We start from the raw sequence: 22,171 nt of genomic DNA on the forward strand, positions 1-22,171 counted from the left end.
GCCTCGCATAAGCGCGTGCCCGAAGTAGCCCTCAACACCCGCCGAGGTCGACTTACCCGAGCTATTCGATGGTGCCGGGCTAGACGATGGGGCGCAGCGCCGGCGCCACCCGTGTGCCGATCAGCTCGATGGACTGCAGCACCTTCTCGTGCGACAAGGCGGCCACGTCCTGCTGAAACGTCACCCGCGAAATGCCGCCGAGGGCTTCGCTGTGCCGCTGAATTTTGGCCGTCATCTCCTCGGGACTACCTACCAGCAATGCGCCCAGCGGCCCGGCTTGCGCATCGAACTGCGGTCGGGTGATGGGCGCGCCGCCCCGCTCCCGGGCCCGGGCCGAAAAGGTGCGGGCGTAGCCGGGAAAGAACTCTTCCCGGGCCTGCTCCGAGGTTTCGGCCACGTAGCCCAGGGAATGCAGCCCCACCTGCAGCTGCTCCGGCGCGTGCCCGGCGCGGCGGCCGGCTTCGCGGTACAGGTCGACGAGCGGGCGGAAGCGGTGGGTTTCGCCGCCGATGATGGCCACCATCAGCGGCAGCCCCAGCGTGCCGGCGCGGGCAAAGGACTGCGGCGTGCCGCCCACCCCAATCCACACCGGCAAGGGCTGCTGCACGGGCCGCGGATACACGCCCTGCCCGGTCAGCGCCGGCCGAAACTTGCCCGACCAGCGCACGTGCTCGTGGGCGCGTACCTGCAGCAGCAGCTCCAGCTTCTCGGCGAAGAGCGCGTCGTAGTCGTCGAGGTCGTAGCCAAACAGCGGGAAAGCCTCCACCGACGAGGCGCGGCCCACCACCAGCTCGGCCCGGCCCCGCGAAATCAAATCCAGGGTGGCAAACTGTTGAAACACCCGTACCGGGTCGGCGGCGCTGAGCACCGTCACGGCGCTGGTCAGCCGGATGCGCTTGGTGCGCGCCGCCGCTGCCGCCAGGATGACGGCCGTAGCCGAGTCGAGGTACTCGGGGCGGTGGTGCTCCCCGATGCCGAACACGTCGAGGCCCACTTGGTCGGCATACTCAATGCGCGCCAGCAGTTGTTCGAGGGCGTCGGCCCCGCCGAGCTGGGTACCCACCCCGTTGTCTACCACACTCGCCGCGGCGAAGCTGTCAATTCCGATTTGCATAGCCTTGCAATTGCCGCAGCCGGGCTTTTGTTTTCGCCGGGCCAGCCGGCCCGGCTATCCTGGCGGAAAGCCGTGGGCCACGCGGTTACGAGCCGCCTTGCCGTTCCCCACCGCAGGGTCCGCGGCGTTGGGCATCGGTGGCCGGGAAATAGCCGAGCTGCGAGCCGCGCCGAAACAGCTCGCAGGCTGCGCTGCCCCGGCCCTGCTTCTGCGCCACGCGGCCCAGCAAGAAATAAATCTGTCCGCTGCGGGGCCGCAGCAGCAGCACCTGCTGGTAGTCGGCCAGGGCCGCCGGGTAGTCCCCGGCCTTGAAATAGGCCAGCCCGCGGTAGGTGAGCCACTTGGCCGAGGGCGCACGCTGCCCCGCCTGCAGGCGTAGGCCCGCGCTCAGGTCGCTGGCGGCCGAGACGAATAGGCGCTGCTCGAACAGACGCACTTCGCCGCGGGCCAGCCAAGCTGGGCTCAGCGTCGAATCGAGCACCACTGCCCGCGAGAAATGATCCAGCGCCAAGCGCGTGCGTTTCTGGCCCGCGGCGCACTGCCCGAGGCGGTAATACAGCTCGGCGGCGGCGTGGCGGTTGCGGGTCAGGCGCAGGGCCGCGGTATAGTCGAGACTGGCTTGCAGGTAGTTGCGGTACACCAGTTGCTCGATTTCGGCGCGGCGGCGCAACGCTCCCACGTGCCCGGGCTTGAAGGCCAGGGTTTCGCTGAAGTAGCTGTGGGCCGTGCCCCACTGCTGCTGGGTGTAGGCCCGCAGCCCGTTCTGGTAGTTGTTGCTGGCCGCTACCCGGTCCATCACCCACTTGGTGCCCAGCCCAAACAGCAGCAGCCCTACCAGAATGCCGATGACCAGCAGCCAGTCGCGTCGGGTGAAACGCAGGCTCTTCTGGTGGCGCACGTAGTGCCGCTCGGCCGAGGAGGCCGGCGGCCGGGTGCGCAACGGTGCGGGCGGGGGCATGGGCACTCCGTACACGTGCTGGCTTTGGGGCCGGTACTGCTGGGCGCGTCGGGCTTCCTCGGCCCGCAACCGGGCCTGGCGCAGCTGGTGGTCGTAGTGGGCGCGGCGGCCGGGGTCCGACAGCACTTGGTAGGCGGCGGCCACGGCCTTGAACTGGTCTTCGTAGAGGCGGCTGCCGCCGTGGCGGTCGGGATGGTAGCGCAGGGCCAGTTGTTTATAGGCCTGCTTGATGTCGGCCAGCGGGGCCGTAGGCTCGACGCCCAGCACCTGATAAAGAGTTTGGCTCACGTTGGCTGACGGGGGTGATGGTAAAAGTACGGCGAAGTTCAGACGCCGTCTGGGCTTTTCCGTAGAAACCCTCGGCTTGCTGAACACCGCTACCCCGTAGCGGGTTCGGCCGGCCGCGCCGCTACCCGCCTTTCTCCTTGTTCCAACCCCCAATTTTCGCCGCTGCATGGCTACCGAAGATCCTACGCCCCGCAACGACTCGTTGATGAAGAATCTGATGGGCTACATCGACACGCGCATCGACCTGGTGCGCCTGGAGGTGCAGGAAAAAGTCAAGACCATCTTCGTCGGCGTAGCCCAAGGCGCCACCCTGGCCATTCTGGGCCTGCTGTTTGTGGTATTTCTGAGCATCTTCGCCGGCTTGGCCCTCAACGCCGCCCTCGACAGCCCATATTGGGGCTTTGGCATCGTGGCCGGCTTCTATTTGCTGCTACTCATCATCTTTGTGGTGGGCGTGGGCAAGAAGCTCTACCAGGGCCTGGCCGATAAAGTCCTGACCGACACCATCTACAAATCGGACAAGCGCCAATAGTCCCCACACTTTTTAGCGCGATGAGCGAACTACACAACCCGCTGTTCGACGACGAACGGGAGTTTCTGGAGCGCCAGAAGCTGGAATACGAGCGCGCCCTGCTGGGCGACGTGGACCACCTCAAAGAGCAAACCTCGCGCGTCGGCAAGTACGTGGCCATCGGCGCGGCCCTGCTGGGCGGCTTCTGGCTCGTCAGCAAGGTTATCGGCCGGGGCGACGAGGACGAAGACGACGAGGACTACCGCCCGCGCCGCAAGGTGAAGGGCAAAAAGCCCAAGCGCCGCCCCCACCTCGTAGCCCAGTCCGAGGATTATGAGTTTGGCTCGGGCCGCACCGACGTGCACCCGCGCGCCCACCTCGCCCCACCCGTCTACCACGCCACCGCTCCGTCGGCCGATTCGGACCCGTTTCCGGCCTTCGATGCCTCGACGCCGCCCGGTTCGGCCTCAAGCTTGGCGCCTACCTCGGCGGCCGGCTACCGGTCTTCGTACCGGGCCGCCCCCGAGCCCGAACCGCGCAACTCCGTGGTGTGGGACGCGGTGCAGATGTTTGCCGCCTCCGACACCGGCAAGATGATTATCGGCCAGGTATCGGGCGTCTTGATTGCCCTCGTCACGCGCAAGCTCAACGAGTTGATGGATGTAAGCAAAAATTCGGACCTTGCAGCTTCGGCCACGGAGCCGGAAACCAAGGATATCGACTTTGTCATCCACCACGACGACGCGCATGCGCCCGACGCCCCTGCTCGATGACCTGTGCCACCGCCGCCTGCACGGCCAGAAGTCCCTGGCCGTCTTGCTCGACCCCGACGACCTCGACGAGGCCGGCACGCGGCGCATTCTGGCGCTGAGCGAGGCGCATTCCGTTGATTATTTCTTCGTAGGGGGCAGCTTGGTGACGTCGCAGCACCAAGCTGCCCTTCTGCGTTTGCTCAAGGCCCACTCGGCGGTACCAGTGGTGCTCTTTCCCAGCAACAGCCTGCATATCGATACCCAGGCCGACGCCATCTTGCTGCTCAGCCTGATTTCGGGCCGCAACCCCGACTTCCTCATTGGCCAGCACGTGGTGGCCGCTCCGTTGCTGCGCGCCAGCCAGCTCGAAATCCTGCCCACCGGCTACATGCTCGTCGACTCGGGCCGGCAGACCACCGCCAGCTACATGAGCGGCACCACGCCCCTGCCCCACGACAAGCCCACCATTGCCGCCTGCACGGCCTTGGCCGGCGAGCAGCTCGGCCTGCGCCTCACCTACCTCGACGGGGGCAGCGGGGCCCAGCAGCCCGTATCGGCTGCCATGATCCGGGCCGTGCGCCAGGCCGTTGAGTCGCCCATCATCGTGGGTGGCGGCCTGAACACGGCCGAAAAAGCCCACACGGCCCTGGCTGCCGGCGCCGACGTCATTGTGGTTGGCAACCAGATTGAGCGCGACCCTGACTTTCTGCCGGAGGTTTCCCGCGTGGTCCGCTCGTTCAACACGGTGCGCAGCGCGGCGCTAAACTAGGCTGGCGCCGACGTGTTTACTCGGACTCCAAATCCCATAGCCCACAGGTGGTCGACCACGAAGCAGACGCTTAAGCCAACCTTCTGGCACCTCCCAACAACGCAACAGCCCCGACCATCAGGCCGGGGCTGTTGCGTTGTTGGAACCGGTCACGGCGTCCGCGAACCGGAGGAAGGCATAGCCAGCCTATGCTTAGATGTTCATAGCCGATTCGCGGCGGCGCATCTTGCCGGCCGGAATGCCGAACATCATCTTGAAGCGGCGGCAGAAGTACGCGGTGTCCTTGTAGCCCACCTCTTTGCCGATGTCGCGGATGCTCTTCTTGGTGGTGCGCAGCAGGAACACGGCGCGTTCCATGCGCTGGTACTCGATGTAGTCCTGCGGGTTGATGCCCGTCAGCATCTTGAAGTACTGCCCCACGTAGTCTTCCGACACGTTGGCCACACCCGACAGCACCTTGTTCGACAGGTCGCCGCCCAGGTTCTCCTTGATGTAGTTGAACAGGTCGATGAGGCGCGGGTCCTTGAAGTAGGTGCTGTTCGTGGCCAGTTGCTCCACAAACATCTTGTTCTTCAGGATGTAGCGAATGATTTCCACGACAATATTCTCCGTGTAAATCGAAATCAGACGCTCCCGACCCGGCAGGTCCTGCAGGCTTTCTTCCACCACCTTGATGACCAGGTTGGCCAGCTTGGAGTTGCCGCTGATCATGAAGGCGGGCACGTCCAGCGACGCAAAGAAGTTCACCGAGTCGAACACCTTGGCCTCAAACGACACAAACGAGTGGCTCTCGTCGGCGTCCGAAATCAGGTCGAGGTCGGCGTTGGAGTGGAAGAACTTATCCTTGTTGCTAATCAGGTCGTCGTTGGTGATGGTCTTGCCGCCGGTTTCGCCGTAGCTCACGCGGGTAGCGCGGCCGCCGGGAATGAACAGCATGTCCCCTTCTTCCACCACTTGGTCGTCGTCGCCGAAGGAGATGCGGCCTTTGTGCAGCAGAATCAGGTTGTTGCCAACATCGTAGTAGTTGCGCACCGTGAACGGCTGCTGCAACACCAGATTTTTGGCTTTGATGTAACGAACCCCCAGGGATTCTATCACTTTATTGTAATCCTCCATATTCCGGTACAGTGTTGGGTGGCTGACTATCAGCGGACTATCCCACATCCGCCGTATAGACAATGCAAATTAAGATATAAAAATTCACAAAAACGAAAACCCAGCTAATTTTTTAGCTGGGTTTTGTGCAAGCTTTCTGACTTTAAGGCAATTCCGTTTACTTCAGAATTTCCCGCGAGATTACAATTTTCTGAATCTCAGAGGTTCCCTCGTAAATCTGGGTGATTTTAGCGTCGCGCATCATGCGCTCCACGTGGAATTCTTTCACGAAGCCGTAACCTCCGTGTACCTGTACGGCTTCCACCGCGGTATCCATGGCCACCTTCGACGCGAAAAGCTTGGCCATGGCCCCCGATTTGGCGTAGTCCATGCCAGCGTCCTTGTCGTGGGCGGCTTGCAGGCACAACAGGCGAGCAGCGTCAATGTTCGTGGCCATATCGGCTAGCTTGAACTGAATGGCTTGGTGCTGCGAAATCGGCACGCCGAAGGCTTTGCGCTCCTTGGAGTACTTCACAGCCAGCTCGTAGGCGCCTGAGGCAATGCCCAGCGCCTGCGCAGCAATACCGATGCGGCCGCCGGCCAGCACCTGCATGGCGAACTTGAAGCCGAAGCCGTCCTCGCCGATGCGGTTTTCCTTGGGAACCTTCACGTCGGTGAACATCAGCGAGTGCGTGTCGGAGCCGCGGATGCCGAGCTTATTTTCCTTCGGGCCCACCACGAAGCCGGGCGTGTCGCGCTCCACAATGATGGCGTTGATGCCGCGGTGCTTCTTAGCCGGGTCGGTCTGGGCAATGACCAGGTACACCGAGGCCGAGGAACCGTTGGTAATCCAGTTCTTGGTGCCGTTCAGCAGGTAATAGTCGCCCATGTCTTCAGCGGTGGTGCTCTGCGAGGTGGCATCCGAACCAGCTTCGGGCTCCGACAGGGCAAAGGCCCCGATCATTTCGCCGGTAGTCAGCTTGGTCAGGTACTTCTGCTTCTGCTCCTCGGTACCGTATTTCTCCAGGCCCCAGCACACCAGCGAGTTGTTCACCGACATGATAACAGAGCAGGAGGCATCCACCTTGCTGATTTCCTCCATGGCCAGCACGTACGACACGGTGTCCATGCCGCCGCCGCCGTACTCGGGGCTCACCATCATGCCCAAAAAGCCCAGCTCGCCCATTTTCTTCACTTGCTCGGTGGGGAATTTCTGGTGCTCGTCGCGCTCGATGACGCCGGCCCACAGTTCGGACTGGGCAAAATCGCGGGCCGCGGCTTGCACGGCGAGTTGTTCTTCGGTGAGCTGAAAGTTCATGTGGGAATGGGAGTTGGGAGGCTGCAGAACGTTCGTTAGCCTGGCAAACGTGTCGCGAAATTAATTAGTTGCCGGGTGGTTATCAACCAACACCGCGGATTAATGCATGGCAGGGGCCGCAAGATATGCGCGGCGCCCCGCGCTGCTTCGGCATGCCGGCTACTCGGGCCCCGCTCGCGGATAGGAGGGGTAAGCAAAACGCCCGGCCAGGCCGGGCGTCCGCGCTTCGATGGCGGCGAGGCTTAGTTGTTGCGGCGGCCGCCCAGCAGGAAGCTGCCGTAGTACAGCAGCGTGGCCAGGGAGCTGACAGCAGCCACTACGTAGGTCATGGCCGCCCAGCGCAGGCCGTCCTTGGCAATGGCGTGTTCCTGCGAGGAGACAATGCCGCGCCGCTCCATCCAAGCCAGCGCCCGCTTGGAGGCGTCAAACTCAACGGGCAGGGTGACAAAGCTGAAGAAGGTGGCAAAGGCAAACAGCGCTACCCCGATGCCCAAGGGCAGCGGCGTCACGCGCAGCAGCAGCACGCCGGCCAACAGCAGCAGGGGCATAAAGCGCGACACCGCGCTCAGGGCCGGCACCATGGCCGAGCGAAACTGCAGCATGCTGTAAGCCGTGGCGTGCTGCACGGCGTGGCCGCACTCGTGAGCCGCCACGGCCGCCGACATGGCCGAGCGGCCGTGGTACACCTCGTCGCTGAGGTTCACGGTTTTATCAGCCGGGTTGTAGTGGTCAGACAGCCGGCCCTCGGTCGATATCACCCGCACGTCGCGGATGTTGTTATCGGCCAGCATCATTTCGGCCACTTGCTTGCCCGAGAGCTGCGAGTGCAACGCAATGTGGGAGTACTGGGAAAACTTGCTGCGGAGGCGCCATTGGATGAACACGCTGATCAGCGTCAGCGCAATCATCAACAAGTAAAAGGGATTGATCATCATGGGGTTGAGAGAGTAAAAACCAGCGGAGCCTTTGCGCCCGAAGCGGGGAGCCGAAGGACCGTCTGTTCCTCTCTCCCGTTACCCGGCCGCCGAGCCGCCGAGCGTTTGGCGCACGCGCTCCACAATGCGCGTGGTGCTGTAGCCAGTCACCAGGGGTACGGTGAGCACCTGTCCCCCGTTGGCTAACACCAGTTCGTGGCCCACGATTCCGCTGACGGCGTAATCGTCGCCCTTCACCAGCACGTCGGGCCGCACCAGCTGAATGAGCTCCAGCGGGGTCGGCTCGTCGAACAGCACCACGGCATCCACAAACAAAAGCGAGGCCAGCACCCGCGCGCGTGACACTTCGTCCTGCAACGGGCGGCCGGGCTTTAAGCGACTGACAGATTGGTCGGTATTCAGGCCCACCACCAACGCGTCGCCTAGGGCGCGGGCTTTTTCGAGGTAGTCGACGTGGCCGAGGTGCAGCAGGTCGAAGCAGCCGTTGGTAAACACGATGCGGCGCCCTTGCTGGCGCCAGCTGTCGAGCACGGCGGGCAGCTGCGCGCGGGTCAGGATTTTTTCTTTACTCCACATCGGCTACCACGGCGGTTTCGTCCAGCAGGGGTTCTTCGGTGAGGCCGCGCAGGCCCTTGCCGGTCTTGAGCATGCTCACCACGAAGCTGATGCCGCCCATGAGCACCACCAACAGCGTTTGGGCACCGTGCACCACCAGGGCGTAGGCAATGCCGGCTTCGGGCGAGATGCCGAAGGCCAGCAAGATGCTCTGCACCAGCAGGTGGAAGGTGCCGATGCCGCCCGATACCGGGGCAGCCATGCCCACGGCGCCGAACGTGAGGGCGGCCAGGCCGGCGCGCCAGCCCAAGTTGTAGGTTTCGGGGAAGGCAAAGAAGGCCAAGTAGTCCATCAGGAAGTACACCAGCCAGGTGAAGAACGTGTGGAAGAGAAACAGCCACTTGTTTTCGATGCGGCGGATGCTGAACACGCCGGCCAGCAGGCCCCGCAGGAAATTGAACAGGCGGTTGAACAGCGCGTTCTGCCGCAGGCGCTCCAAGTTGCGCACCAGGGCCCACAGCACGCTCAGACCCAACACCACCGCAATGCCCGCCGCAATGAGCAGCGGGGTGCGGTTGCGCGACATGGCATCGACGGTGGCGCCCCCGCCCAGGATTTTATCGACGGTAAAAGCCCAGAACTTGTTGAAATCCAGCATCAATGTAGCCCCAAGCAAGCAGAAGAGCACAAACACATCGATGACGCGCTCGGTGATGACCGAGCCCAGGCCGACTTGCACCGGCACGCCGCCGTTGCGCCGCAGCACCGAGCAGCGGATGACTTCGCCCATGCGCGGCAGCACCAAGTTGGCCAGGTAGCCCACCATCATGGCGTGGTACACCTCCCAAAAGGAGGCTTTCTGCCCGGCCGCGTCGAGCTGCATCTTCCAGCGGTAGCCCCGGCTGAAGTAGCCCAGCGCCGACAGAATCATGGTCAGCCCCATCCAGAAATAATTGGCCTCCCGCATGTACTGCCCGATGCGGCTCAGGTCCTGTCCGCGCACGGCGTACACCATCAGGGCGCCGGAAAACGCCAGCAGCAGGGCGTATTTGATGATGTTCAGTAGTTTCTTGCCCATAAGTGCGGTGCTGGTATGCGAGGCGGCATAAGAAAGCCAACGACGCGGGTCGTTGGCTTGATGACGGATTGAGGACTAGACCAACCGGTTGTGCTGGTCGGGAAATATCACGGTAGGTTGGTGGGCCCGGGCCTCGGCAAAGTCGACGAGGGCGTAGGAAAAAACGATGATGATGTCGCCCACGGCCACGCGGCGGGCGGCCGGCCCGTTCAGGCAAATCATGCCCGAGCCCCGCTCACCCTTGATGGTGTAGGTTTCGAGCCGCTCCCCGTTGTTGACGTTGACCACGGTCACCTTCTCGTTTTCCACCATGTTGGCCGCGTCGAGCAGGTCTTCGTCGATGGTGATGCTGCCCACGTAGTGCAGCTCCGCCTGCGTGACCTTAACGCGGTGAATTTTCGATTTGAGAACCTCGATGTGCATGGGAAAAGCGAGCGGGTGATTTTGGGCCGCAAAGATACACAGTTAGGGTGTGAGAGTAAGAGGGAACGGGGGCAGGAGTTGTTAGAGGCATCCGGGCAAGTCCTGAGCGGTAAACCACCCCTTCTTTTTGCCCCGCCTTCACACCTGCTTACCCCACGCCAACTAGCACGTTGTCGATGAGGCGCACGCCGCCGAGCCACGCGGCCAGGCAAATCACCAGCGGCTGTTCGGCCGAGGGGCCCGCCCAGGCCGGCTGCAGGGTCTGCGCGTCGGCCACTTCCAGGTACTCCAGCTCGATGTCGGGAAACTGCTGCAGCCACTCCGCGCCTTGTTGCTGGGCCTCGCCCGGCGAGCTGCCCGCGTGCAGGGCCGCGGCGGTGAGCTGCAGGGCCTCGTAGAGGCGCGGCGCCACGGCGCGGGCCTCCGGGCGCAGCCGCCGGTTGCGCGAGGACATGGCCAGGCCGTCGTCTTCCCGGATGGTGGGGCAGCTGACCAGCTCCAGGTCGAAGCTCAGATCGGCCAGCAGCTGCCGCACCACGGCCACCTGCTGCCAGTCTTTCTGCCCGAAGTAGGCCCGGTGCGGGCGGCTGAGGTGAAATAGCTTGCTAACCACCGTGGCCACCCCGTTGAAGTGCCCGGGGCGCTTGGCGCCTTCCATCACCCGCTCCAGCGGCCCGAAATCGAAGCGCACCACGCTCGGGCGCGGGTACATCTGCTCCACGGTGGGCGCAAAAATCACCGCGGCGCCCGTGCCCTGCAGCAGTTCCGCGTCGGATTCGAGGGTGCGGGGATAGAATTTGAAGTCGTCCGCGTTGTTGAACTGCGTCGGGTTGACGAAGATGCTAACCACGACCACGTCGTTTTCGGCCGCAGCGCTGCGCACGAGCTGTAAATGCCCTTCGTGCAGGGCGCCCATGGTGGGCACAAAGCCAATGCGGCGGCCCTCCCGGCGCCAGGTTTCGGTGAGGGTTTGCAACGCGTCGGCGGTTTCAAGTATCTCCATGTCAGCGAGACGCCCCCGGAAGTTCCGGGGGGAGTATAATGGATTTATCGGGCAAAATTGTTTAATTTTGTGCAGCCCAATGGTGTTCCCTTTTTCTAACCCCTCCATTACGCCCGTATGTCGAAGCTGAGAATCCTCTACGCCGCCACGGAAATCAACCCGTTTCTGCAAACGACTCGGGTAGCTGAGTTCCTGCGGCGCCTGCCCCAAGGTATGCAGGAAATGGGGATGGAAATCCGCATTTTCGTGCCCCGCTTCGGCATCATCAACGAACGGAAGAACCGCCTGCACGAGGTGGTGCGCCTCTCCGGCATCAACATCGCCGTGGGCGAAGATGAAAAGCCGCTGATCATCAAGGTGGCGTCGATTCCGAACGCCAAGCTGCAGGTGTACTTCATCGACAACGAGGACTACTTCCACCGCAAATCGGTGCTGCGCGACAAGAACGACCAGTTCCACGCCGACAACGACGAGCGCGCCATCTTCTTCTGCAAGGGCGTGCTCGAAACGGTGAAGAAGCTCGGCTGGTCGCCGGACATCGTGCACTGCAACGACTGGATGACGGGCCTGATGCCCCTGTACCTGAAAACGACCTACAAGAAGGACCCGATTTTCAAGGACGCCAAGTCGATTTTCACGGTCTACAACAACGAGTTTGACCACAAATTCGAGGGCAACATCATCGAGAAGGCCAAGATGCTCGACATCGATGACTCGATGCTGGCCGCGCTGGAATCGGCCGACTTTGCCGGCTTCGTGAAGATTGGCATGGAGTACGCCGATGCCGTGGTGCGTTCCGACGAGGACTTCAGCGAAAACCTGAATGCCCTGTTTCAGGAGTACGCTACCCGCCACAATCTCGGCCAAGTGGCTGACGATGAGAACCTGCTGAGCTCTTACTACGCGCTGTATAATGAATTGGCCAACTAGGCTGTTTCCCGTTCGGACGTCGATGGCATTGCTGTTGACGTCCGCATTGTTTTCGCTCGCTTCGTGCGAGGACACCAACGAACTGGGCGTTGACTTGCCGGGAACTACGCCCATCAACACCGAATTCGAGGAATTCCCGGTTACTGCGTCCACCACTCGGCTGGATTCGCTGCCGACCACCCAGAAGGACCACTTCCTGGTGGGTCAGCTGCAAGACGGCAACACCGGCGGCCTGCTGGAGGCCCGGTCGTTCTTGGAAGTAGCCGCGTCTACCGACTCGCTGCCCTCGCAGTACGCGTCGCTGAATCCCAAGCTGGATTCGGTGGTGATACTGGCCGGGTTCGACCGCGTGTACGGCAGCACCACGGCGCCCATGCGCCTGACGCTCTACGACCTGCAGCAGCCGCTGGACGACTTCACGACTTACAACTCCACCAGCACCATTCCGCTGGGGGCAGCCATTGCGTCGAACGTGGCGGTGAACTTGAACCGGACCGTACGCGACAAAATCAACACGCTGGACAGCCTGCAGAACCTGCCGGCCCGGATTCCGCTGTCGGCCGATCCGGCAAACCCGACGACGTGGGCGCGGCAGCTGTTTGCCAAGCTGCTGTCGACGTCGTCGGTTACGCTCACGGACACGGACCTGCGCACGGTGTGGAAGGGCATCGGGCTGGTAGCCAATAGCTCGGGCACGGCCGTCGGCTTTAGCCGTTCGGTGCTCTCGTCGGTGTACGTGTACTACCATTTGCCCATCACCGCCAGCGTGAACAAGCGCAAGGTGTACCGCATCCTGTTCGGCGACCCACTGCAAGTGGCGTCGTCGCCGCGCTACTTCTCCAACATTCGCTACACGCTCAACACGCCCGGCTCGCCGTTCAACGCGCTGCAGGGCAACGGCCGGGCGCAGGTGGCTTCGACGGCCTCCGGCGACGTGGTCTACAGCCAAGACGGCACCGGCCTGACTACCAAGCTGGTCATTCCGGGCCTGGACGTGCTGAAGGCGCGACAGGCGCAGGGCAACCTAATCATCAACCGGGCGGAGCTGATTGTGCCGGTCAAGTCGTACAGCACGGCGCAGTTTAGCGCACCCGCGCAGCTGTACCTCTACGAGGCCAACAACGACAACAACCGCATTCTGCTCTACAACAACGGCTTGCTTCAGTATGACCGTTTGGTGCAGCAGGAAGGCTACCTCGTGCCGACGGCCAACCTTCCGCAGGCATTGTCACTGGTTGAGGCCAACGCCACCACCAAGTACTACCGTACCTTGCTGACCGGCTACGTGCAGGCCTACGCCAAAGGCCAGCTGCCCGCGCCGGCCCCGACGGCGCTGCTGCTCTCGCCCACGCGCCGGCGTTCTGGCGGAGAGCTGACGCTGGACCGCGCGGCAATCGATGCGCCAAATATCAAGCTGCGCGTATACTACTCGAAGACGACGGCGCGCTAGCCCTTACTTTTGCAGTCTGGCCCGAGCTTTGCCTCGGGCCGGACTTTCCATTTCCCCTGACTTTTTACTTTCCTGACCCCGTATGTGCGGAATAGTAGCTTACATCGGACACCGTGAGGCTTGTCCCATCATTTTGAAAGGCCTGCACCGCCTGGAGTACCGCGGGTACGACTCGGCCGGCATTGCGCTGCTCAACGGCGAACTGAACGTCTTCAAGAAGAAAGGTAAAGTAGCCGATTTGGAGTCGTTTATTGCCGACAAAAACGTGCACGCGCACATCGGCATGGGCCACACCCGTTGGGCCACCCACGGCGAGCCGAACGACGTCAACGCGCACCCGCACTACTCCACCTCGGAGCGCATTGCCATCATCCACAACGGCATCATCGAGAACTACGCCGCCCTGAAGCAGCACCTGCAGCACCAAGGCCACGAGTTCCACTCCGACACCGATACGGAGGTGTTCGTGAACCTGATCGAGGAAATCCAGAAGCAGAACAACTGCTCGCTGGAAGAGGCCGTGCGCCTGGCCCTGCACGAGGTGGTGGGCGCCTACGCCATCGTGGTGCTGAGCAAGGACAACCCCGGGCAGCTGATTGCCGCTCGCAAAGGTTCGCCGCTGGTTATCGGCGTTGGGCAGGAGGAGTTTTTCCTGGCCTCGGACGCGACGCCCATCATTGAGTACACCAACGAGGTCGTGTATGTAAACGACTACGAAATTGCCGTCATCCGCGACGGGAAGCTCGACATCCGCACCAAGGAAGACGTACAGCAGACGCCCTACATTCAGAAGCTGGAGCTGGAGCTCGACAGCATCGAGAAGGGCGGCTACGAGCACTTCATGCTGAAGGAAATCTTCGAGCAGCCGAAGTCGATTCTGGATTCGATGCGCGGCCGCCTGGAGCTGGAAGCTTCGCACCTGAACATGGGCGGCGTGCGTGCCTTTGAGCAGAAGTTCTTGAACGCGCAGCGCATCATCATCGTGGCCTGCGGCACCTCCTGGCACGCCGGCCTGGTGGCCGAGTACCTGCTGGAGGATCTAGCGCGCATCCCGGTGGAAGTGGAGTACGCCTCGGAGTTCCGCTACCGCAACCCGGTGCTGTCGGAGCGCGACATCGTTATTGCCATTTCGCAGTCGGGTGAGACGGCCGACACCCTGGCTGCCATCGAACTGGCTAAGAGCAAGGGCGCTACCATTTTCGGCATCTGCAACGTGGTGGGTTCGAGCATTGCCCGCGCCACCGACGCGGGTGCGTACACCCACGCCGGCCCGGAAATTGGCGTAGCCTCGACCAAGGCCTTCACGGCCCAGGTGACGGTGCTGACGCTGCTGGCCATGATTGTGGGCCACCGCCGCGGCACGCTCTCCGACCAAAAGCTGCGCGAGCTGATGATGGAGCTGTACACCATTCCGCAGAAAGTGGAAAAGGCGCTGGAGCTGGACACCGAGATTCGCCAGATTTCGGAAATCTTCAAGGACGCCACCAACTTCCTATACCTGGGCCGCGGCTACAACTTCCCGGTAGCCCTGGAAGGCGCGCTGAAGCTCAAGGAAATCAGCTACATCCACGCCGAGGGCTACCCCGCGGCTGAGATGAAGCACGGCCCCATCGCGCTGATTGACGAGAACATGCCGGTGGTCGTTATTGCCACCCGCGACAGCTCCTACGAAAAGATCGTGTCGAACATCCAGGAGGTGAAAGCCCGCAAGGGTCGCATCATCGCCGTGGTGAGCGAGGGCGACACGACCATCCCGCCGATGGCCGAATTCGTGGTGGAAGTGCCCCATACCTCGGAGGCCCTGACCCCGCTGGTGTCGGTGATTCCGCTGCAGTTGCTCTCATACCACATTGCCGTGCTCCGCGGCTGCAACGTGGACCAGCCCCGCAACCTGGCTAAGTCGGTAACGGTGGAGTAAGCTCCGGGCTTAAAATGCAAAAGCCGCTTCGGTTCTCCGAAGCGGCTTTTTTGTTGCGGTTTTGCCTCTACAAGTCAAATGACTCACCGCGCAGGGCCAGGCGCTTGAGCAGGGGGCAAATGTGGTAGCGCGGGTCGTGAGTGTCGTCCCACAGCATGCTGAGCACGTCGTGCAGGCGGGCAACGCCTACGGCATTGGCTTGGGCCAGCAGGTTGCCGAGGACGGGCGTCAGCGCCGCGCTGGCGCCCGCGGGGCTGACAAGGCCTTCTTGCAGGGCAAAGCAAGCCTCATTGACGCTCAGGGCCAGCAGGCGAGGCGTAAACAGGCCCACGCGGTCGGCTACCAGGCAGTGCGCGGTGCCGAGGCGGGCGCACACATCGGCCAGTTGGTCGGCATCGTCGGCGTCGTAGGCGCTGACTTCGAGCAAGGGCCGGTTGAGCAGCGTGGGCAGGCCGCAGAAGCCGAACACCGGGTACGCGGGCTTGTCGGCCCCAAAGCGGCCGGCCAGGGATTCGGTGGCGGCTTCGACGAAGGCCACAATGCCCTCTTTTTCCTCGTAGAGCGGGCCGTAGTTGCCAAAATCGAACACGACGTCGGCGGTGGGTAGCGCATCGTCGAGTAGGGGCATGGCCTCCTCGATTTCGTCGACGAGGCGGCCGGGGCCGGCGGGCACAAAGGTGTACTGATGCGCAGAACCGAACTTCTGGCGAAATTCGGCCGCAAGGTGGGCGCCGTCGAGGATGAGCAGGTGCATGGTTTTGGGTAAGTTCGGCCCGCAAATTAGGGCCGCGCGGCCCGTTCCCTTTTCCCATGGCAAACACCATCATCAACTCGCCCGAGGCTCCGGCCCCTATCGGGCCTTACAGCCAGGCCGTGCAGGCCGGCAACACCATCTACGTATCGGGCCAGATTGCCCTCGACGCCTCGGGTGGGCAGCTCATCGGCGAAGGCGACGTGCAGGCCCAAACCCACCAGGTGATGCGCAACGTGCAGGCCGTGCTGGCCGCCGGCGGCTACACCTTGCAGGACGTGGTGAAGTGCAGCATCTTCGTCAAGGACCTTGGTCACTTCGGCACCATCAACGAAATCTACGGCTCCTACTTCGGCCAGGGCCCCTACCCCGCCCGCGAAACCGTGGAAGTAGCCCGCCTACCCAAGGACGTGCTGGTAGAAATTTCCTGCATAGCTGTCAAGTAGCCAAGGGCGAAGTGGTGAAAGGTGAAATTGTGAAATGCCAGAACGTCACTTCACAAATTCACCTTTCACCACTTCGCCATTTGCGTATTCGTACCTTTGCGCCGCGTTTGGGCCCGGGCAGTTAGCCGGGGCCCGAAATTGTCGTTTCGTATGGAAAGAGAAGTTCGGGTGCGTTTTGCGCCCAGTCCGACCGGGCCGCTGCACATCGGCGGCGTGCGCACTGCGCTCTACAATTACCTGCTGGCCCGCAAGCTGGGCGGCAAGATGCTGCTGCGCATCGAAGACACCGACCAGAACCGCTTCGTGCCCGGCGCCGAGCAGTACATCATGGACTCGCTGCGCTGGTGCGGCATCGAGATTGACGAAGGCATCGAGCAAGGCGGCCCGCACGCGCCCTACCGCCAAAGCGAGCGGAAACCCATGTACCGCCAGTACGCCGACCAGCTCATCAAGGACGGCTATGCCTACTACGCCTTCGATACGCCCGAGGAGCTGGACGCCATGCGCGCCCGTCTGACGGCCGCCAAGGTCACCAGCCCGCAGTACAACAGCATCACGCGCACCCAGATGCGCAATTCGCTGACCTTGCCGGAAGAGGAGGTAAAGCAGCTGCTGGAAAGCGGCGCGCCTTACGTCATCCGCCTGAAGGTGCCGCGCAAGGAAGAAGTGCGCTTCAACGACCTGATCCGCGGCTGGGTGGTGGTGCATTCGTCCTCCATCGACGATAAAGTGCTGATGAAGTCGGACGGCATGCCGACCTACCACTTGGCCAACATCGTGGACGACCACCTGATGGAAATTACCCACGTGATTCGCGGCGAAGAGTGGCTGCCCTCGGCCCCGCTGCACGTGCTGCTGTACCGCTACCTGGGCTGGGAAGACACCATGCCGCAGTTTGCCCACCTGCCCCTGCTGCTCAAGCCCGACGGCACCGGCAAGCTGAGCAAGCGCGACGGCGACAAGCTCGGTTTCCCGGTGTTCCCGCTCGAATTCCACGGCAAAGACGCCGAAACCGGCGAGCCGACGGTGAGCAGCGGCTACCGCGAATCGGGCTACCTGCCCGAGGCCTTCGTGAACTTCCTGGCCTTCCTGGGTTGGAACCCGGGTACTACGCAGGAAATCTTCTCAATGGACGAGCTCATCGAGGCCTTCTCGATTGAGCGCGTGAGCAAGTCGCCGGCCCGCTTCGACCAAAACAAAGTGCGCTGGTACAACGAGCAGTACCTGCGCGCCAAGCCCGACGCCGAACTGGCCAAGTACCTCACCGACGCGCTGCAAGCTCAGGGCATAGCCGCCGAGCTGCCGGCCGAGAAGGCCGAGCAGATTGCCGGCCTGGTGAAAGAGCGCGCCACCTTTCCGGCCGATTTGGCCCGCGAAGCCCGTTTGTTTTTCGAGCGCCCGACGAGCTACGACGAACAAATCGTCAGCAAGAAGTGGAATGCCCAGGTAGCGGCCGCCTTCACGGCCTTTGCCGAGGCGCTGCCCGCTGCCCCGGACACCACGCCCGACGGCCTCAAGGCCCTGCTCACGCAGGTAGTCGAAGGCCAGGGCATGAAGCTGGGCCAGGTGCTGCAGGCCCTGCGCATGGCCGTGACGGGCTCCGGCGCCGGCCCCGACCTGATGCACATCATGAGCATTCTGGGCCCGCAGGAAACGGCGGCGCGGCTGCAAGCAGCCGTGACTGCGCTGGCGGCTCACGCCGGCTAAGCAACCCTGCTCAGATTGAAACGCAACCGCCCGGTGGCCTTCGCTACCGGGCGGTTGCGTTTAAGGACGAGCCATAACCGGCCGCCGAGCTGGCAGCTACCTGCGGATGCATCCGTAGTGCGGCCGCTTGCGTAGTTGGGAAGCTGTGCAGCGCGTCGGCAGCCCAGAAGAGCCCGCCGGCCGGTGCACCACCCACCTTTAGCCACGATGCATCATGGCCAAGAAACCCGTCAAAAAGAAGCAGCAGGACCCCGACAAAAAGCCTAAGGTCCACAAAGAGCTGGAAGGCTTTGAAATCAAGGTGAACCCGCTGGGCGAAATCACCTCCTCGTACAGCATCGAGCAGATCAACGAGTTTTTGAACCGCCACGTGCGCGACAAGAAGCTGGTGAACCGCGACGGGCAGTTCGGGGAGAAAGCCGCCGAAGATGCCGCCGTCGAGGACGACGAGGACTTCCCGGTGGAAGACGGCCGCGCCGAGGAGCCCGAGGAGTCCGACGAGGACTTTATGCGCCGCAGCTCCCGCGAAGCCAAGAAACCCAAGAAAGCCGACGAGGAGCCCCTGGCCCCGGACACCGACGAATAAGCCGGCTTAGCCGCCCGCAGGCTTCGGCAAACGCCGCCGGCCGGGTTTTCCTGCGCGGAAAGCCCGGCCGGCGGCGTTTTTACTACCGACTTCGCTATACTTGCCACCGTCACCAATTCCTTCTACCCGCATGAATTCCCACGACGTTGACTACCGCATTCTGGGCCACGATATCCAAGTGTTGGAAATTGAGCTGGACCCCGGCGAATCCGTCATTGCCGAAGCCGGCACCATGGTCTACATGGAAGAAGCCATTGCCTGGGACACCCGTATGGGCGACGGCTCCGAGCCCGATCAGGGCTTTTTTGGCAAGCTCATGCAGGCCGGCACGCGCCTGATTACCGGCGAGTCGCTGTTCATGACGCACTTCACCCACGCCGGTCGGCACGGCAAGGCGCACGTGGGCTTCTCAGCGCCCTACCCCGGCACCATTATGCCGCTGGATTTGCGCACCATGCCGCAGGGCCTGATCGTGCAGAAAGACGGCTTCTTGGCCGCAGCGCGGGGTACCAAGCTCTCCATTCACTTCAACCAACGCCTGGGCTCGGGCTTCTTCGGCGGCGAAGGATTTATCCTGCAGAAGCTTACCGGCGACGGTAAAGCGTTTATTCACGCCGGCGGTACCGTTATCGAGCGGCAGCTGCACAACGAAGTGCTGCGGGTAGATACCGGCTGCGTGGTGGCTTTTGAGCCCAGCATTGACTTTAGCGTGGCCCGCGCCGGCAACCTCAAGTCGATGATTTTTGGGGGTGAGGGGCTGATGCTGGCCACCCTGCGCGGCACGGGCCGCGTGTGGCTGCAGTCGATGCCGGTGAAGAAGCTGATTCAGGCCCTGATGCCCAACGGAGCCAACGCCCGCAAGGAAAGCGGCAGCGTCCTTGGCAACTTCGTCGGCAACATTCTCGACGAATAGCCGCGGCTGGCAACGCGCCGGCGGCGCCCCGCGGGGTGCCGCCGGCGGTTGATTGTATTAGAGGGAATCGGCCACCACGGCGGTGGTTTCTTCGTCAGATTGGCCCGGGCCGAGCTGCGCGGCAATGATGCCGAGGCTGATAAGCAGCGCCAGCACTAGCAGCCCCAACAATCCCAAAACGGAACGAGTGCTGAGCAAATCTTTTACGCCCTGACGACGGCGGGGCCGCTTGCGACGCGAAACGTACGGCTTCGAAGCAGCTTCAGAGACAGTAAGGGTGGGCAAAGCGAACGGGTGGGTTGAATGATGAGATGCACTAATATATAAATTTTACCATGATTTATCCAATGACATGGGACAATTTTCATCCCTTCCGATGCATTTTATTTGAAGGATTGGGCAATAAGTCGATTTAATCCAGGATTAATGCAGAGGCTGAAAATAGCCGGCTGCGTCAGCCCGTGACTCACTACAACGCGGTATTTCGGCCCGCTACTCAGCTGCGCGCTTGTTAACGGGGCCCTACGCCACGCGCGGCCCGCCAGCCCTTATCGTACAGCTCCCAATTGCTGGCTTTGCCGGTGCTGTCGTAGAGCTGCCAGAGGCCGTACCAGTAAAAGCGCACGGTATCCGGCTCGACCACTACCCGCGCCTGACCCTGGCGGGCCAATTGCCCATTGGGCCGGTAGTAGCGGATGCTGATGCGGCCCCGGCGGTGGTAACGCTCGGTATGGTCAAGCACGCCTTCGGGCCGGTAGTAGCGCCAGTGCCCCGTGGGATGGTCGCGGCGGTAGTGGCCGCGGGTGGCCAGGCGCGTATCGGCCTGGTCGTAGTAGGTGCGCCAAGGCCCCTGACGGGAACCGTCGACCCGCACCCGGTTACGCGACCAAAACCCAATTGGTGGCCGAACGGTGGTGCAAGCAGCCGCCAGCAACACACCACTTAATGCCAATAATAGCAGACGCATGAAAGGGCTCAACGATGATGTCTGCCCTTAAACTAAGAATTTAGTTGATCATTCCCCAGCCGTTCCGAGCAGCTCTTCTATCAGCTCCCGGGAATTGCTCAGGCGCGGGACTTTGTGCTGCCCGCCCAACTTGCCGCGGCGGGCCAGCCACTGCTCAAACGTGCCGGCCGCGGCCACCGTCAGCACCGGGGGCTGCAGGGCCAGGTCGCGGTAGCGCTTGGCGTCGTAGTCGGAGTTGAGCTGGCGCAACGTCGCGTCGAGCACCTGCCCGAACTCAGCCTCGTCCTTGGGCGGCTGGGTGAATTCGATTAGCCACTGGTGCCCGCCGCGCGACTGGGCCCCGCTGCCGAAGTACACCGGGGCGGCGGTGTAGTCGCGCACCAGCGCGCCGGTGGCGGCGCAGGCAGCGGCCACAGCGGCTTCGGCGTTTTCCACCACCACTTCCTCCCCGAAAGCATTCAGGAAGTGCTTGGTGCGGCCCGCAATGCGGATGCGGTAGGGCGCCAGCGAGGTAAAGCGCACCGTGTCGCCAATCTGGTAGCGCCAGAGGCCGGCGTTGGTGCTGATAACCAGCGCGTAAATCGGCCCTATTTCGACCTGCTCCAGGGTGAGGGTGCGCGGGTGCTCCCGCCCGATTTCTTCCACCGGCATAAACTCGTAATAGATGCCGTGGTCGAGCAGCAGCAGCAGGTCCTGGGAGTCGGGTTCGTCCTGAAAGGCGAGGTAGCCCTCGGAAGCGTTGTAGATTTCGAGGTAGCGCATGCGCTCATCGGGGATGAGCTGGCGAAACAGCTCCCGGTAGGGCCCGAAAGCCACGGCGCCGTGCATAAACAGGCGCAGGTTCGGCCAGACTTCCGTCACGGGCACGCCCCCGGCCAGCTCCGACACGCGCCGCAGCAGCACGATCATCCAGGTGGGCACGCCAGCCAGGCAGGCCACGTTTTCGGTGAGCACGTGCCGGGCCATGCGCTCCAGCTTTTCCTCCCACTCGCCCAGCAGCGCCAGCTCCAGCGGCGGCGTGCGCCGCGACTCGGCCCACACCGGCAGGTTGTGCATGATGATGGCCGACACGTCGCCGATGTGGGAAGCGGGGTCGTCGGGGCGGAAGGTGTTGGGCCCGAGCGAGCCGCCGAGGGCCAGGGTTTTGCCGCGCAGCACGCCCGCGTCGGGGTAAAGCGTCTGGGCCACGGCCACCATGTCGCGGCCGGCGCGGTAGTGGCAGTCTTCCAGCGAGGCGGCCGTGACGGGAATGTACTTGCTGCGGGCGTTGGTGGTGCCGCTGCTCTTGGCAAACCACTGCACGCGGCCGGGCCAGAGCACGTCGTCCTCGCCGCGCAGGGTGCGCTCAATCCAGGGGTACAGCTGCTCGTAGCTGCTCACAGGCACGCGCTGGGCCAGCTCGCGGGGCGAGAGGTCGTCGGCGTAGCCGTAGAGCCGGCCCCAGTCGGTGTGGCGGGCGGTGCGCAGCAGCTCCTGCAGCAGCTCGGCCTGCACGGCGTGGGGCTCGGTGCGGATGCGCTCCAGCCGGGCGAGGCGGGGCTTGACCATCCAGGTGAGCAGGGTATCAATGACCACGGATTACGACGAGTTGTTCCGGATTAGCCGGAGGTGGTGAACGATGGGCGCCGGGCGCCGGTGTCGCATACGTATGGAGCGGCTGTCGGGCTACTGCGCAGCCGCTCGGGGCAAATTACCACTTTCCCC

The 22,171-nt window shown here is 63.0% G+C and carries 23 protein-coding genes; 10 read left to right on the forward strand and 13 right to left on the reverse strand.

From position 1 onward, the window contains the following. Positions 1-79: 79 nt before the first annotated feature. A complete protein-coding gene (locus LJ737_RS02205) occupies positions 80-1,114 on the reverse strand; it encodes an LLM class flavin-dependent oxidoreductase (protein WP_227762608.1) in 1,035 nt (344 codons plus the stop codon). A gap of 85 nt (positions 1,115-1,199) precedes the next feature. After that, the gene (locus LJ737_RS02210; protein WP_227762610.1) at positions 1,200-2,360 is read right to left on the reverse strand and encodes a J domain-containing protein; all 1,161 of its coding nucleotides are present in this window, start codon (positions 2,358-2,360) and stop codon (positions 1,200-1,202) included. Positions 2,361-2,526: 166 nt separating this feature from the next. Between LJ737_RS02210 and LJ737_RS02215 the strand changes: the two genes are divergently transcribed. Genes LJ737_RS02215 through LJ737_RS02225 form a run of 3 tightly spaced genes read left to right on the forward strand, consistent with a single transcriptional unit; the run spans position 2,527 to position 4,392 of the window. Continuing rightward, positions 2,527-2,892: a phage holin family protein gene (locus LJ737_RS02215; protein ID WP_165822188.1), complete on the forward strand. Its 366-nt coding sequence runs from the start codon at positions 2,527-2,529 to the stop codon at positions 2,890-2,892. A gap of 20 nt (positions 2,893-2,912) precedes the next feature. After that, positions 2,913-3,644 (forward strand): hypothetical protein, encoded by a 732-nt coding sequence (locus tag LJ737_RS02220; RefSeq protein ID WP_227762613.1) that lies wholly within the window; start codon positions 2,913-2,915, stop codon positions 3,642-3,644. Continuing rightward, complete coding sequence (locus LJ737_RS02225; RefSeq protein ID WP_227762615.1) at positions 3,619-4,392, forward strand: phosphoglycerol geranylgeranyltransferase; 774 nt, start codon at positions 3,619-3,621, stop codon at positions 4,390-4,392. Before LJ737_RS02220 ends, LJ737_RS02225 begins: the two co-directional genes overlap by 26 nt. Positions 4,393-4,584: 192 nt before the next feature. Here LJ737_RS02225 and LJ737_RS02230 read toward each other — a convergent pair whose 3' ends face one another. The 7 genes from LJ737_RS02230 to panC all read right to left on the reverse strand — a co-directional run bounded on the left by LJ737_RS02230 (position 4,585) and on the right by panC (position 10,799). Beyond that, entirely contained in the window at positions 4,585-5,508 is a 924-nt protein-coding gene (locus LJ737_RS02230) for a helix-turn-helix domain-containing protein (RefSeq protein WP_227762617.1), read from the reverse strand. 157 nt (positions 5,509-5,665) lie between these two features. Beyond that, positions 5,666-6,805 (reverse strand): acyl-CoA dehydrogenase, encoded by a 1,140-nt coding sequence (locus LJ737_RS02235; RefSeq protein ID WP_227762618.1) that lies wholly within the window; start codon positions 6,803-6,805, stop codon positions 5,666-5,668. A gap of 242 nt (positions 6,806-7,047) precedes the next feature. Continuing rightward, a complete protein-coding gene (locus LJ737_RS02240) occupies positions 7,048-7,737 on the reverse strand; it encodes a zinc metallopeptidase (protein WP_410779940.1) in 690 nt (229 codons plus the stop codon). Between the two features lie 81 nt (positions 7,738-7,818). Continuing rightward, positions 7,819-8,316: a D-glycero-beta-D-manno-heptose 1-phosphate adenylyltransferase gene (gene rfaE2, locus LJ737_RS02245; protein ID WP_227762620.1), complete on the reverse strand. Its 498-nt coding sequence runs from the start codon at positions 8,314-8,316 to the stop codon at positions 7,819-7,821. Further along, positions 8,306-9,373, reverse strand: a complete 1,068-nt coding sequence (locus LJ737_RS02250; protein WP_227762621.1) for a lysylphosphatidylglycerol synthase transmembrane domain-containing protein — start codon at positions 9,371-9,373, stop codon at positions 8,306-8,308. The genes rfaE2 and LJ737_RS02250 overlap by 11 nt, the downstream gene beginning before the upstream one ends. A 75-nt stretch (positions 9,374-9,448) precedes the next feature. Further along, the gene (gene panD, locus LJ737_RS02255) at positions 9,449-9,796 is read right to left on the reverse strand and encodes an aspartate 1-decarboxylase (protein WP_227762622.1); all 348 of its coding nucleotides are present in this window, start codon (positions 9,794-9,796) and stop codon (positions 9,449-9,451) included. A gap of 148 nt (positions 9,797-9,944) precedes the next feature. Next, on the reverse strand, positions 9,945-10,799 hold the full coding sequence (panC, locus tag LJ737_RS02260) for a pantoate--beta-alanine ligase (protein WP_227762625.1): 855 nt from the start codon (positions 10,797-10,799) through the stop codon (positions 9,945-9,947). A gap of 117 nt (positions 10,800-10,916) precedes the next feature. Here panC and LJ737_RS02265 point away from each other — a divergent pair, with 117 nt between their 5' ends. From LJ737_RS02265 to glmS, 3 genes are all read left to right on the forward strand, one after another. Beyond that, positions 10,917-11,729 carry a glycogen/starch synthase gene (locus LJ737_RS02265; protein ID WP_227762626.1) on the forward strand — a complete coding sequence of 271 codons (813 nt, stop codon included), beginning with the start codon at positions 10,917-10,919 and terminating at the stop codon, positions 11,727-11,729. A gap of 22 nt (positions 11,730-11,751) precedes the next feature. Further along, entirely contained in the window at positions 11,752-13,179 is a 1,428-nt protein-coding gene (locus LJ737_RS02270; RefSeq protein WP_227762628.1) for a DUF4270 family protein, read from the forward strand. 82 nt (positions 13,180-13,261) lie between these two features. Next, positions 13,262-15,097, forward strand: a complete 1,836-nt coding sequence (gene glmS / locus LJ737_RS02275; RefSeq protein WP_227762630.1) for a glutamine--fructose-6-phosphate transaminase (isomerizing) — start codon at positions 13,262-13,264, stop codon at positions 15,095-15,097. Between the two features lie 67 nt (positions 15,098-15,164). Here the strand turns inward: glmS and LJ737_RS02280 are convergent, their stop codons facing one another. Further along, positions 15,165-15,851, reverse strand: a complete 687-nt coding sequence (locus LJ737_RS02280; RefSeq protein WP_227762632.1) for a 3-hydroxyacyl-CoA dehydrogenase — start codon at positions 15,849-15,851, stop codon at positions 15,165-15,167. 56 nt (positions 15,852-15,907) lie between these two features. Between LJ737_RS02280 and LJ737_RS02285 the strand changes: the two genes are divergently transcribed. The 4 genes from LJ737_RS02285 to LJ737_RS02300 all read left to right on the forward strand — a co-directional run bounded on the left by LJ737_RS02285 (position 15,908) and on the right by LJ737_RS02300 (position 19,500). Beyond that, positions 15,908-16,294, forward strand: a complete 387-nt coding sequence (locus tag LJ737_RS02285; protein ID WP_227762633.1) for a RidA family protein — start codon at positions 15,908-15,910, stop codon at positions 16,292-16,294. A 150-nt stretch (positions 16,295-16,444) separates the two neighbouring features. Then, entirely contained in the window at positions 16,445-18,001 is a 1,557-nt protein-coding gene (gltX, locus tag LJ737_RS02290; protein WP_227762634.1) for a glutamate--tRNA ligase, read from the forward strand. Between the two features lie 214 nt (positions 18,002-18,215). After that, positions 18,216-18,587 carry a hypothetical protein gene (locus tag LJ737_RS02295; protein WP_227762635.1) on the forward strand — a complete coding sequence of 124 codons (372 nt, stop codon included), beginning with the start codon at positions 18,216-18,218 and terminating at the stop codon, positions 18,585-18,587. A gap of 130 nt (positions 18,588-18,717) precedes the next feature. Next, positions 18,718-19,500: a TIGR00266 family protein gene (locus LJ737_RS02300; RefSeq protein WP_227762637.1), complete on the forward strand. Its 783-nt coding sequence runs from the start codon at positions 18,718-18,720 to the stop codon at positions 19,498-19,500. 57 nt (positions 19,501-19,557) lie between these two features. On the opposite strand, the gene LJ737_RS02305 is transcribed toward LJ737_RS02300, so the two are convergent. From LJ737_RS02305 to LJ737_RS02315, 3 genes are all read right to left on the reverse strand, one after another. Beyond that, positions 19,558-19,785, reverse strand: a complete 228-nt coding sequence (locus tag LJ737_RS02305) for a hypothetical protein (RefSeq protein ID WP_227762638.1) — start codon at positions 19,783-19,785, stop codon at positions 19,558-19,560. Between the two features lie 226 nt (positions 19,786-20,011). Further along, a complete protein-coding gene (locus LJ737_RS02310) occupies positions 20,012-20,467 on the reverse strand; it encodes a toxin-antitoxin system YwqK family antitoxin (RefSeq protein ID WP_227762639.1) in 456 nt (151 codons plus the stop codon). A gap of 48 nt (positions 20,468-20,515) precedes the next feature. Then, positions 20,516-22,015, reverse strand: coding sequence for a GH3 auxin-responsive promoter family protein (locus LJ737_RS02315; protein ID WP_227762949.1), 1,500 nt, complete (start codon positions 22,013-22,015; stop codon positions 20,516-20,518). Between the last annotated feature and the right edge of the window lie 156 nt (positions 22,016-22,171).

Origin of the sequence: Hymenobacter sp. 15J16-1T3B (assembly GCF_020711235.1) — a bacterium.
In the GTDB taxonomy this organism is placed as follows: Bacteria; Bacteroidota; Bacteroidia; order Cytophagales; family Hymenobacteraceae; genus Solirubrum.